The organism is Acinetobacter sp. AOR18_HL (assembly GCF_027855145.1).
Taxonomy (GTDB): domain Bacteria; phylum Pseudomonadota; class Gammaproteobacteria; order Pseudomonadales; family Moraxellaceae; genus Acinetobacter; species Acinetobacter pittii.
The window spans coordinates 1-13600 of the sequence record NZ_JAKTIG010000005.1; the positions used below are offsets into that span (position 1 = coordinate 1).

Annotated in this window: 9 protein-coding genes and 1 tRNA gene; all 10 read left to right on the plus strand. The window is 42.4% G+C overall.

Features of this window, described 5'->3' with window-relative positions; all coding sequences use genetic code 11:
- On the plus strand, nt 1–1086 hold a 1086-nt coding region (gene tuf, locus MKL51_RS00770), incomplete at its 5' end, for an elongation factor Tu (RefSeq protein WP_032063212.1).
- Nucleotides 1087–1146: 60 nt separating this feature from the next.
- Nucleotides 1147–1222: transfer RNA gene (locus MKL51_RS00775), tRNA-Trp, on the plus strand.
- Between the two features lie 75 nt (nt 1223–1297).
- Nucleotides 1298–1738 carry a preprotein translocase subunit SecE gene (gene secE, locus MKL51_RS00780; RefSeq protein WP_002114837.1) on the plus strand — a complete coding sequence of 147 codons (441 nt, stop codon included), beginning with the start codon at nt 1298–1300 and terminating at the stop codon, nt 1736–1738.
- Nucleotides 1739–1745: 7 nt separating this feature from the next.
- Nucleotides 1746–2279 carry a transcription termination/antitermination protein NusG gene (gene nusG / locus MKL51_RS00785; protein ID WP_002115092.1) on the plus strand — a complete coding sequence of 178 codons (534 nt, stop codon included), beginning with the start codon at nt 1746–1748 and terminating at the stop codon, nt 2277–2279.
- Between the two features lie 115 nt (nt 2280–2394).
- Complete coding sequence (gene rplK, locus MKL51_RS00790) at nt 2395–2823, plus strand: 50S ribosomal protein L11 (RefSeq protein ID WP_001074682.1); 429 nt, start codon at nt 2395–2397, stop codon at nt 2821–2823.
- 3 nt (nt 2824–2826) lie between these two features.
- Nucleotides 2827–3522 (plus strand): 50S ribosomal protein L1, encoded by a 696-nt coding sequence (gene rplA, locus MKL51_RS00795; RefSeq protein WP_005065788.1) that lies wholly within the window; start codon nt 2827–2829, stop codon nt 3520–3522.
- 310 nt (nt 3523–3832) lie between these two features.
- Nucleotides 3833–4339 carry a 50S ribosomal protein L10 gene (gene rplJ, locus MKL51_RS00800; protein ID WP_002115099.1) on the plus strand — a complete coding sequence of 169 codons (507 nt, stop codon included), beginning with the start codon at nt 3833–3835 and terminating at the stop codon, nt 4337–4339.
- Nucleotides 4340–4381: 42 nt separating this feature from the next.
- Nucleotides 4382–4753 (plus strand): 50S ribosomal protein L7/L12, encoded by a 372-nt coding sequence (rplL, locus tag MKL51_RS00805; protein WP_001229360.1) that lies wholly within the window; start codon nt 4382–4384, stop codon nt 4751–4753.
- A gap of 304 nt (nt 4754–5057) precedes the next feature.
- A complete protein-coding gene (rpoB, locus tag MKL51_RS00810) occupies nt 5058–9146 on the plus strand; it encodes a DNA-directed RNA polymerase subunit beta (RefSeq protein ID WP_002114857.1) in 4089 nt (1362 codons plus the stop codon).
- Nucleotides 9147–9232: 86 nt separating this feature from the next.
- Entirely contained in the window at nt 9233–13426 is a 4194-nt protein-coding gene (rpoC, locus tag MKL51_RS00815; protein ID WP_002114988.1) for a DNA-directed RNA polymerase subunit beta', read from the plus strand.
- Nucleotides 13427–13600: the final 174 nt, after the last annotated feature.

Below are 13600 nucleotides of genomic sequence, written 5' to 3' on the forward strand. Positions count from 1 at the left end.
TGTGCAAAAACTTACGGCGGTGAAGCGAAAGATTACTCACAAATCGACTCAGCACCTGAAGAAAAAGCACGTGGTATTACAATTAATACTTCACACGTAGAATACGATTCTCCAATTCGTCACTACGCGCACGTTGACTGCCCGGGCCACGCCGATTACGTTAAAAACATGATTACTGGTGCTGCTCAGATGGACGGCGCGATCCTTGTGTGTGCTGCGACTGACGGTCCAATGCCACAAACTCGTGAACACATCCTTCTTTCTCGTCAGGTTGGTGTACCTTACATCATCGTATTCTTGAACAAGTGTGACCTTGTTGATGATGAAGAATTACTTGAATTAGTAGAAATGGAAGTTCGTGAACTTCTTTCTACTTATGACTTCCCTGGTGATGACACTCCAGTTATCCGTGGTTCTGCGCTTAAAGCGTTGGAAGGCGATGCTGGTCAATATGGTGAGTCTTCAGTTCTTGCTCTTGTTGAAGCGCTTGACTCTTACATCCCAGAACCAGAACGTGCTATCGACAAAGCATTCTTAATGCCAATCGAAGACGTATTCTCAATTTCTGGTCGTGGTACTGTAGTAACAGGCCGTGTAGAAGCTGGTATCGTTAAAGTTGGTGAAGAAGTAGAGATCGTTGGTATTAAAGATACAGTTAAAACAACTGTAACTGGCGTAGAAATGTTCCGTAAACTTCTTGACGAAGGCCGTGCAGGTGAGAACTGTGGTATCTTACTTCGTGGTACTAAGCGTGAAGACGTACAACGTGGTCAAGTACTTGCTAAACCAGGTACAATCAAGCCGCACACTAAATTCGACGCAGAAGTATACGTACTTTCTAAAGAAGAAGGTGGTCGTCACACTCCATTCTTAAATGGTTACCGTCCACAGTTCTACTTCCGTACAACTGACGTAACTGGTGCAATCCAATTACAAGACGGCGTTGAAATGGTTATGCCAGGCGACAACGTTGAAATGTCAGTAGAATTAATCCACCCAATCGCAATGGACCCAGGTCTACGTTTTGCGATCCGTGAAGGTGGTCGTACTGTAGGTGCTGGTGTTGTTGCGAAAGTAACTGCATAAGCATATTATAGTGACGGATTACGTCTCAGGTTGAGGGCTTTGGCTCTCAACTTGCATTATAGGTCAGTAGTTCAATTGGTAGAGCGTCGGTCTCCAAAACCGAATGTTGGGGGTTCGAGTCCCTCCTGACCTGCCATATTTTGAAATAAAAAGCTTGATGCTGGCTTAGTTGTTCATATAATAAGTCGCGAGTTCTACGACGAGTACAAAAATGTCGAATGATAAATCGCGTGACGCATTGAGCGACGCGCCAATTCCTCAAAGAAATAATTCTGCTGAAGTTGTTCGTTCTGGTTCGCCTTTAGATATTGTTCTATGGGTGATAGCAATAGCACTGTTGCTTTTAGCTACCATGGTGAATCAGCATTTGCCAGCGTATTGGGCACCTGCAAATAATGTTTGGGTGCGCGTTGGGGCAATTTTTGCTTGTATCGTTGTGGCTTTAGGTTTATTATACGCCACCCATCAAGGTAAAGGCTTCGTTCGCTTGCTAAAAGATGCACGAGTCGAATTGCGTCGAGTAACTTGGCCAACAAAACAAGAAACAGTCACTACATCGTGGCAGGTTCTATTGGTTGTAGTTGTTGCATCATTGGTTTTATGGTGCTTTGACTATGGTTTGGGTTGGTTAATTAAGTTGATTATCGGGTAAAAGAGCTATGAAACGTTGGTACATTATTCATGCCTACTCTGGCTATGAAAAACAAGTGATGCGTTCACTTACAGAACGAATCCAGCGTAGCGCTGTTGCCGATAGCTTTGGTGATGTCCTTGTTCCTACCGAAGAAGTGGTAGAAATGAAGGATGGTAAGAAACGTAAATCTGAACGTAAATTCTTTCCTGGCTATGTGTTAGTCGAAATGGAAATGAATGATGATACTTGGCATATTGTTAAAGAATGTCCAAAGGTTCTAGGTTTTATCGGTGGTACACCTGAAAAACCAGCACCAATCACTCAACGTGAAGCAGATGCGATTCTTGCGCGTGTACGTAATACTGGTGAAGCGCCACGTCCTAAAACGATGTTTGAGCCAGGTGAAGAATTACTTGTTATTGACGGTCCATTCACAGACTTTAAAGGTGTGGTGGAAGAAGTTCAATACGATAAGTCCCGTTTAACGTTGACGATTAATGTATTTAATCGACCAACTCAGGTTGAACTCGAGTTTCGCCAAGTCGAAAAAACGATTTAATCTCAATTGGTTGAAAAGCGCCCGATTTTATCGGGCATTGTTGTTGTAACAGTAGTGTTGCGTAAAGATAAAGATTGGGGAGCCTAGCGGCGTTTGTACCCAGAGGTATTTTAAAATGGCTAAGAAGATTGACGGCTATATCAAGCTGCAAGTTCCAGCTGGTAAAGCAAATCCATCTCCACCAATTGGTCCTGCATTAGGTCAACGTGGTGTAAACATCATGGCATTCTGTAAAGAATTCAATGCTGCTACACAAAAAGTTGAACCAGGTCTTCCAATTCCTGTAGTGATTACTGTGTACAACGACAAGTCGTTCACATTCATCATGAAAACTCCTCCAGCTTCTATTCTTCTTAAGAAAGCTGCTGGTATTCAAAAGGGTTCATCTGTACCAAACAAAACTAAAGTTGGTAAGTTGACTCGTGCTCAGTTAGAAGAAATTGCGACTACTAAAGAACCGGATTTAACTGGTGCTGATTTAGACGCACGTGTTCGTACCATCGCTGGTTCTGCACGTTCTATGGGCTTGGAAGTGGAGCTATAAGACATGGCAAAGTTAACTAAACGTCAAAAAGCCATTGCTGCTGCTGTTGAAGCAAACAAAGTTTACACTTTGGAAGAAGCAGTACAAGTTCTTAACAGCCTACCTGCTGCAAAGTTCAAAGAATCTTTGGATGTAGCTGTAAATCTTGGTGTAGACCCACGTAAATCTGACCAAGTTGTTCGTGGCGCAACTACATTACCTGCAGGTACTGGTAAAACTGTACGTGTAGCTGTATTTGCTCAAGGCGCGCAAGCAGAAGCTGCTAAAGAAGCTGGTGCTGATGTTGTAGGTTTTGATGACCTTGCTGAAAGCATCCAAGGTGGAAATCTTGACTTTGATGTTGTAATCGCTGCTCCTGACGCTATGCGTGTTGTTGGTAAGCTCGGTACAATTCTTGGTCCACGTGGTTTAATGCCAAACCCTAAAGTTGGTACTGTAACTCCTGACGTAGCGAATGCTGTTAAAAACGCTAAATCTGGTCAGGCTCGTTACCGTGTAGACAAAGCGGGTATTATCCATGCTGCGATCGGTCAATTAGGCTTTGATGCTGCTGCTATCCGTCAAAACGTTGAAACCTTAGTTGCTGACTTGAAAAAGTTAAAACCTGCAACTTCTAAAGGTGTATACATCAAAAAGATCACTTTGAGCTCAACTATGGGTCCTGGTCTTACAGTTGATGTAAACAACGTTTCTAACTAAGTTTAGACTTAGTAAAGAATTTTAAAGTCCTGATTGGGGACAGAACTTAAATAGAAATGTTTTCTATTTGGTTGGGTGGAGCGAAGCTTTATCCCTTACCCGTCAGGCGGACTTTGAATTGATAAATGAGAATTTATCAGCGTCAAAGACCTCAGGCGAAGAGTTGTCATTTTCGAATAGCACTTTTCTTAATAAACCAGCCTGCGTAGACGCGGTGGTGTGATTTGTTCCTCCTCCGCGTGTAAGTCGAAAGGCTTACGAATTGGGAGTGTGCCCATTGGGTACATAAATCACCTTAGGAGGTTTTACAATGGCTCTTCTTATTGAAGACAAAAAACAGATCGTTGCGGAAGTAAGTGAAGTTGCTTCTAAGGCGTTTGCAGCCGTTGTTGCTGACTACCAAGGCTTAAGCGTAGAGCAATTAACAACACTTCGTGTTGAAGCTCGTAAGTTAGGTGTTTCTACACGTATTGTACGTAACACTTTGGCTAAACGCGCACTTCAAGATACTCAATTCAATATCTTGAACGACAACCTTGTTGGTCCAACAATTCTAGGTTTTTCAACTTCTGAAGATGACATGGGTGCAGCTGCACGTTTGTTCGAAGATTTTGCTAAAACTAACAAAGCATTTGAGTTAAAAGCTGCTGCATTTGACGGCAAAGTTTATCAAGGTGCTGACGTTAGCGTAATTGCAAACCTTCCGAACCAAGAGAAAGCTCTTACTATGCTTGCCTCTGTCCTTCAAGCTCCTATTTCGAAATTGGGTCGCCTTATTACAGCGCTCAAAGAGAAAAACGAGTCAGAAGCTGCTTAATCAATTTTACACACCATTCAATATCCATTTGGAGTTATTCTCATGGCTTTAACTAACGAAGAAATCTTAAACGCAGTTGCTGAAAAAACTGTTCTTGAACTTGTTGAATTAATTTCTGCTTTCGAAGAGAAATTTAACGTTTCAGCTGCAGCTGTTGCTGTTGCTGCTCCAGCTGGTGGCGCTGCTGCTGCTGCTGAAGAACAATCTGAATTCAACGTTGAGTTGACTTCTTTCGGTGCTAACAAAGTAGCTGTAATTAAAGCAGTTCGTGAAGCAACTGGCCTTGGTCTTAAAGAAGCTAAAGACCTAGTTGAAGGTGCTCCTCAAGTTCTTAAAGAAGGCGTTTCTAAAGAAGAAGGCGAAGAACTTAAGAAGAAACTTGAAGAAGCTGGTGCTACAGTTACACTTAAGTAATTGTAAAAGGAGTCGGTTTTTAAATCGGCTCCATAAAATGGCTGATGGCTCTTGGGTCATCAGCCTTTTTGCGTTACAATAATCGGCTCGATTTTTGTTAGTTTTGTTTGTTTTTTAGAAAAATTCAAATAAAACAAGTAATTTCAAATGTTTACCAATATTTTTCTTTTTTAAAAATATTGTTAAGCGTTTTTATACCACTAAAAATTGCAGCATTTGTAAACAGTGGTGGCCATATCGGCCTGCGTAATTCCTTCTGAGCCCGTTCTGCAGGCGGGCTTGGTTTACTTTCCGAGGACTCCAGATGGCATACTCATATACCGAAAAGAAACGGATCCGTAAGAATTTTGGTAAATTGCCCCAAGTAATGGATGCACCGTACTTACTATCGATTCAGGTCGATTCGTACAGAACATTCTTGCAAGATGGCAAAACTCCAAAAAACCGCGAAGATATCGGTCTCCAAGCCGCATTTCGTTCAGTTTTTCCTATCGAAAGTTATTCTGGCAATGCTGCTTTAGAATTTGTTGAGTATAGCCTTGGTAAACCTGAGTTCGATGTACGCGAATGTATTCTTCGTGGTTCGACTTATGCGGCACCAATGCGCGTTAAAATTCGTTTGATTATTAAAGATCGCGAAACTAAATCAATTAAAGACGTAAGAGAACAAGAAGTCTATATGGGTGAAATTCCACTCATGACTGAAAACGGTACATTCGTCATTAATGGTACTGAGCGTGTAATCGTATCTCAATTACATCGTTCACCAGGCGTTTTCTTTGATCACGATAAAGGTAAAACCCACTCAAGTGGTAAAGTGTTGTATTCAGCACGTATCATTCCTTACCGTGGTTCATGGTTAGACTTCGAATTTGATGCGAAAGACTTAGTTTACGTACGTATTGACCGTCGTCGTAAATTACTTGCTACTGTTGTGTTACGTGCACTAGGTTATAACAACGAACAAATCTTGAACTTGTTCTATGAAAAAGTACCTGTGTATCTTGATATGGGCAGTTACCAGATTGACCTAGTACCTGAACGTTTACGTGGGGAAATGGCTCAATTTGATATTGCTGACAATGACGGTAAAGTTATTGTTGAGCAAGGTAAACGTATTAATGCTCGTCATGTACGTCAAATGGAAGCTGCTGGTTTAACAAAACTTTCAGTTCCTGATGAATACTTATATGAGCGTATCACTGCTGAAAACATTACTTTACGTGATGGTGAAGTAATTGCTGCGAATACTTTGTTAAGCCATGAAGTTATGGTGAAGTTGGCAGAAGGTGGTGTTAAACAGTTCAATATCTTGTTTACGAACGATATTGACCGTGGTTCGTTTGTTGCTGACACTTTACGTGCAGATACAACGGCTGGTCGTGAAGAAGCATTAGTTGAAATTTATAAAGTAATGCGTCCAGGCGAGCCGCCAACAAAAGAAGCTGCTGAAAACTTATTCAACAACTTATTCTTCTCTTCTGAGCGTTATGACTTATCTCCAGTAGGTCGTATGAAGTTCAACCGTCGTTTGGGCCGTCCATACGAAGTTGGTACTGACCAGAAGTCACGTGAAGTAGAAGGTATTTTATCGCACGAAGATATCATTGATGTATTACGTACATTAGTTGAAATCCGTAACGGTAAAGGTGAAGTCGACGATATCGATCACTTGGGTAACCGTCGTGTACGTTCTGTTGGTGAAATGACTGAAAACCAATTCCGTGTTGGTTTGGTTCGTGTTGAACGTGCAGTTAAAGAACGTTTAAGCCAAGCAGAAACAGATAACTTGTCTCCACAAGATCTAATTAACGCTAAACCAGTTGCTGCTGCAATCAAAGAATTCTTTGGTTCAAGCCAATTATCTCAGTTCATGGACCAAAACAACCCATTATCTGAGATTACTCATAAACGTCGTGTATCAGCGCTTGGGCCTGGTGGTTTAACACGTGAACGTGCGGGCTTTGAAGTACGTGACGTACATCAAACTCACTATGGTCGTGTATGTCCAATTGAAACGCCGGAAGGTCCAAACATTGGTTTGATCAACTCGCTTTCAGTATATGCAAAAGCAAATGACTTTGGTTTCTTGGAAACACCTTACCGTAAAGTGGTAGATGGTCGAGTAACCGATGCAGTTGAATACCTTTCTGCGATTGAAGAAGTAGGTACTGTTATTGCACAGGCCGATTCTGCAGTAGATAAAGATGGCAACTTAACAGAAGAGTTTGTTTCTGTTCGTCATCAAGGTGAATTCGTACGTATGCCACCAGAAAAAGTGACGCATATGGACGTTTCTGCTCAGCAGGTCGTATCTGTTGCTGCATCACTTATTCCATTCCTTGAACACGATGATGCGAACCGTGCGCTTATGGGTTCAAACATGCAACGTCAGGCAGTTCCTACTCTACGTGCGGATAAACCGCTTGTAGGTACAGGTATGGAAGCGAACGTTGCACGTGACTCAGGTGTGTGTGTGATCGCAAACCGTGGTGGTGCAATTGAATACGTAGATGCTTCTCGTATCGTTATTCGTGTAAACGAAGATGAAATGATCGCTGGTGAGGCGGGTGTAGATATCTACAACCTCATTAAATATACGCGTTCTAACCAGAACACTTGTATCAACCAAAATATTATCGTGAATTTGGGCGACAAAGTTGCTCGCGGTGATATCTTGGCAGACGGTCCGTCTACAGATATGGGTGAGCTTGCGCTTGGTCAAAACATGCGCGTTGCGTTCATGACTTGGAATGGTTACAACTATGAAGACTCGATCTTATTATCTGAGCGCGTACTTCAAGAAGATCGTTTAACTTCTATTCATATTCAAGAATTATCTTGTGTAGCGCGTGATACTAAGTTAGGTGCAGAAGAAATTACTGCCGATATTCCTAACGTTGGTGAAGCTGCACTTTCTAAACTTGATGAATCAGGTATCGTTTATATCGGTGCTGAAGTTACAGCAGGTGACATCCTTGTTGGTAAAGTAACGCCTAAAGGTGAAACTCAGTTAACTCCTGAAGAAAAATTGCTTCGTGCAATCTTTGGTGAGAAAGCAGCTGACGTTAAAGATTCATCTTTACGTGTTCCATCTGGTACAAAAGGTACAGTTATCGATGTTCAAGTCTTCACTCGTGATGGCTTAGAGAAAGATGACCGTGCATTGGCGATCGAAAAAGCACAACTTGATGCTTACCGTAAAGACTTGAAAGAAGAATACAAGATCTTTGAAGAAGCAGCTCGTGAGCGTGTAATTCGTTTGCTTAAAGGCCAAGAGTCTAATGGCGGTGGTTCAACTAAACGTGGTGACAAACTCGTTGAAGAAGTGTTATCTGGTTTAGAGCTTGTTGATTTACTTGAAATTCAACCGGCAGATGAAGCAATCGCTGAGCGTTTAACTCAAATTCAAGTGTTCTTAAAAGAAAAGAGCGCAGAAATTGATGAGAAATTCGCTGAGAAGAAACGTAAGCTTGCAACAGGTGATGAATTAACAACTGGCGTATTGAAAGTTGTTAAAGTTTACTTAGCTGTTAAACGTCGTATTCAGCCTGGTGATAAGATGGCTGGTCGTCACGGTAACAAGGGTGTTGTATCTAACATCTTACCTGTTGAAGACATGCCACACGATGCTAACGGTGTACCAGTAGATATCGTATTGAACCCGTTGGGCGTACCATCTCGTATGAACGTGGGTCAGATTCTTGAGACTCACTTAGGTATGGCGGCTAAAGGGCTTGGTGATAAAATCGAGAAAATGTTGAAAGAACAGCGTACAGTTTTAGAACTGCGTGAATTCTTAGACAAGATTTATAACAAAGTCGGTGGTGAGCAAGAAGATCTTGATAGCTTAACTGATGCTGAAGTCTTGGCACTTTCAGGCAACTTACGTGCTGGTGTACCTTTGGCTACTCCTGTATTCGATGGTGCTGAAGAAAGCCAAATTAAAGACTTGCTTGAGTTAGCTGGTATCTCTCGTACAGGTCAAACAGTATTGTTTGATGGCCGTACTGGTGAACAGTTTGATCGTCCTGTAACTGTGGGTTACATGTACATGCTCAAATTGAACCACTTGGTTGATGACAAGATGCATGCGCGTTCAACTGGTTCTTACTCTCTTGTTACACAGCAACCGCTTGGTGGTAAAGCACAATTCGGTGGTCAGCGTTTCGGTGAGATGGAGGTCTGGGCACTCGAAGCTTACGGCGCAGCATATACTCTCCAAGAGATGTTAACTGTTAAGTCGGATGACGTTGAAGGTCGTACACGCATCTATAAGAATATTGTAGATGGTAACCATTATATGGATCCGGGTATGCCTGAATCGTTCAACGTATTGACCAAAGAGATCCGTTCTTTAGGTATCAACATTGAACTGAAAAATGGTGATTAAGTCGTAAGACTCACGATTTTTTAGGTAAAAACAATATTTGTGACCCAGTCGGGTAAGCGTTGCTTCCCGACACACGGAGAAAAAAATTGAAAGACTTGCTCGATATCATGCGTAAGAAAACGGACTCAGATGGTCATGCACCAATTGAGTTTGACCGTATCCGTATTGGTCTTGCGTCACCAGAAATGATTAAGTCATGGTCTCATGGTGAAGTTAAAAAACCTGAGACAATTAACTACCGTACTTTTAAACCTGAACGTGACGGTTTGTTTTGTGCCAAAATTTTTGGTCCAGTAAAAGATTACGAATGCTTGTGTGGTAAATACAAGCGTATGAAATACAAAGGCGTCATTTGTGAAAAATGTGGCGTTGAAGTAACTACAGCGAAAGTTCGTCGTGAACGTATGGGTCACATTGAACTTGCTTCTCCAGTTGCACATATCTGGTTCTTAAAATCGTTACCGAGCCGTATCGGTTTATTATTAGATATGACACTTCGTGATATCGAACGTGTATTGTATTTCGAATCATACGTTGTAACTGACCCAGGTATGACTCCGTTTGAAAAGTATCAACTTTTAACAGACGAAGAATACTTCAATGCACTTGAAGAACACGGTGATGAATTCACTGCGAAAATGGGTGCAGAAGCGGTTCAGGACTTGTTGAAAGATATCGATCTTGAAGCTGAAATCGCACGTTTACGTGAAGAAATTCCTCAAACAACTTCTGAAACGAAGTTGAAAAAAGCGTCTAAGCGCTTGAAATTGATGGAAGCATTCAAAGATTCAAACAACAAGCCAGAATGGATGGTGATGAATGTACTTCCGGTACTTCCACCTGATTTACGTCCATTAGTTCCACTTGAAGGTGGTCGTTTCGCGACTTCTGACTTGAACGATTTATACCGTCGTGTCATTAACCGTAACAACCGTTTGAAGCGTCTTCTTGACCTTGCTGCTCCAGATATCATCGTACGTAACGAAAAACGTATGTTACAAGAATCTGTAGATGCATTGCTTGATAACGGTCGTCGTGGTCGTGCAATTACTGGTTCTAACAAACGTCCATTAAAATCTTTGGCAGATATGATCAAAGGTAAACAAGGTCGTTTCCGTCAGAACTTATTAGGTAAGCGTGTTGACTATTCTGGTCGTTCGGTAATTACTGTAGGTCCTACTTTACGTCTTCACCAATGTGGTCTTCCGAAGAAAATGGCACTTGAATTATTCAAGCCATTCATTTTCGCGAAATTACAAGCTTCAGGTCAGGCAACAACCATTAAAGCTGCGAAGAAAATGGTTGAGCGTGAAACTCCGGAAGTTTGGGACGTTCTTGCTTCTGTAATTCGTCAACACCCAGTAATGTTGAACCGTGCGCCAACACTTCACCGTTTAGGTCTTCAAGCATTTGAACCTATTCTTATTGAAGGTAAGGCAATCCGTCTTCACCCACTCGTTTGTGCTGCGTTTAACGCCGACTTCGATGGTGACCAAATGGCGGTACACGTTCCATTGACACTTGAAGCACAGTTAGAAGCTCGTGCATTGATGATGTCAACAAACAACATCTTGTCACCAGCAAACGGTGAGCCAATCATCGTTCCTTCTCAGGACGTTGTCTTGGGTCTTTACTACATCACACGTGATGCTGTAAATGCCAAAGGTGAAGGCATGGTGTTCGCGGATACTCATGAAGTAAACCGTGCACTTGCTACTGGTCAGGTTGCGATCCATGCGCGTGTTAAAGTACGTGTACACCAAACTGTTATCAATGAAAATGGTGAACGTGAACACCAAACTATTATTGTTGATACAACACCTGGTCGTTGTTTGCTTTGGGAAATTGTTCCACAAGGCTTGAGCTTTGACATGATCAACCTTGAGATGACTAAAAAGAACATCTCTAAATTGATCAACTCTTGCTACCGTAAACTTGGTTTGAAAGATACAGTTATCTTTGCTGATCAATTAATGTACTTGGGCTTCCGTCAAGCGACTCGTTCAGGTGTATCTGTAGGTATGGAAGACATGCTCATTCCACCTACTAAGCACACAATTATTGATAAAGCAGAAACAGAAGTTCGTGAAATCGAACAACAGTTCGAACAAGGTTTCGTAACTGCTGGTGAGCGTTATAACAAAGTTGTCGATATCTGGGCGCGTACAAACGACCAAGTTGCTAAAGCAATGATGGATAACTTGTCTTATACACTTGTTAAAAACAAACAAGGTGAAGACGAGAAACAAAAATCATTCAACAGCATCTATATGATGTCTGACTCGGGTGCCCGTGGTAGTGCGGCGCAGATTCGTCAGCTTGCTGGTATGCGTGGTTTGATGGCAAAACCGGATGGCTCGATTATTGAGACTCCGATTAAAGCGAACTTCCGTGAAGGTTTAACAGTACTTCAGTACTTTATTTCAACACACGGTGCGCGTAAAGGTTTGGCCGATACAGCATTGAAAACTGCGAACTCTGGTTATTTGACTCGTCGTCTTGTAGACGTAGCGCAAGACTTGGTAATTACTGAACCTGACTGTGGTACAGCGGGTGGTTTAGTAATGACTCCATTCATTCAGGGTGGTGATGTCATCGAGCCATTACGTGACCGCGTATTGGGTCGTGTAACTGCTGAAGACGTACGTCGTGCATCTGATGATGAAGTTGTATTACCTCGCGGTACGTTAATTGACGAGAAAATCGCAGCTCAGCTTGAAGAAGCTGGTGTCGATGAAGTTAAAGTACGCTCAGTAATCGCATGTGAATCAACATTCGGTGTTTGTGCCCGTTGTTATGGTCGTGACCTCGCACGTGGTCACTTGGTGAACCCAGGTGAGTCAGTCGGTGTAATGGCTGCACAGTCAATCGGTGAGCCGGGTACACAGTTAACGATGCGTACGTTCCACGTTGGTGGTGCTGCGAGCCGAACTTCTGCTGCGAACAGTGTTCAAGTACGTAACAAAGGTACTGTACGTTTCCATAACGTGAAAACTGTACAACATGCAAAAGGCCACTTGGTTTCAGTTTCACGTTCAGGTGAAATTGGTATTGCCGATGATTTAGGTCGTGAGCGCGAGCGTTATAAACTTCCGTACGGTGCAAGCATCTTGTTGAAAGATGGTGAAGCTGTAGAAGCTGGCGGTATCGTAGCGACTTGGGATCCGCATACACATCCATTAGTAACAGAAGTTGCTGGTAAAGCGCGCTTCAGCCAAATCGCTGATGGCGTAACTGCAACATCGAAAACTGATGATGCAACTGGTATGACTACTGTTGAAATCTTGCCTGTAACAGCTCGTCCTGCTTCTGGTAAGGATTTACGTCCTGCAATCGTGTTGGATACAACAGATGGCGGCGAACAGTTCTACTTCTTGCCACAAAATACAATCGTAACTGTCCGTGACGGCGAAACGATCGGTGTGGGTGACGTTATTGGTCGTGTACCACAAGAAACATCACGTACTCGTGATATTACCGGTGGTCTTCCGCGTGTAGCTGACTTGTTCGAAGCGCGTAAGCCAAAAGAGCATGCAATTCTTGCTGAAGTATCAGGTGTTGTAAGCTTCGGTAAAGAGACTAAGGGTAAAAACCGTTTGGTAATTACTCCTGATGATGGTTCTGAGATTTACGAAGAATTGATTCCAAAATGGCGTCAAATCAACGTATTCGAGGGCGAGCATGTGAACCGTGGTGAGACTATTTCTGATGGTCCACAAAACCCACATGACATCTTGCGTTTGAAAGGTGAAGTTGCATTAACTAACTACATCGTGAACGAAGTTCAAGACGTTTACCGTCTCCAAGGTGTAAAAATCAACGATAAGCACATTGAAGTTATCGTACGTCAAATGTTGCGTAAAGTTGATATCACTGATGGCGGTGATACAAGCTTCATTAAAGGCGAGCAAGTGGATTACATCCGCGTTGTTCAAGAGAACCAAGCTGTCTTGGCTCAGAACAAGTTCCCTGCGAAGTTTGAACGTCAATTGATGGGTATTACGAAAGCATCGCTTTCTACTGACTCGTTCATCTCTGCTGCATCGTTCCAGGAAACAACTCGTGTGTTAACTGAAGCGGCTGTAACAGGTAAAGAAGATGATTTACGTGGCTTGAAAGAAAACGTTGTAGTAGGTCGTTTGATTCCAGCAGGTACTGGTCTTGCATATCACTTAGAGCGTCGTCGTCAAGAAGCAGAAGCTGCAGAGCATGAGCTTCATAATGACTTCAGCGAAGTAGACCAAGCATTTAGCCAAGCATTAAACTCTGAACAATTCTAAGTTTAGACTGGCACTAAAAAAGGCACCTTAGGGTGCCTTTTTTATATACATTTATTTATAACAATTTTAAATTGTAATTACATAAACATATTAAAGAGCCATTATTTTATTACTTAAGCGGGATAAAGACTCCACAAAAACACATTAGGCTACCTGCTTATGAAGACTGGAGTA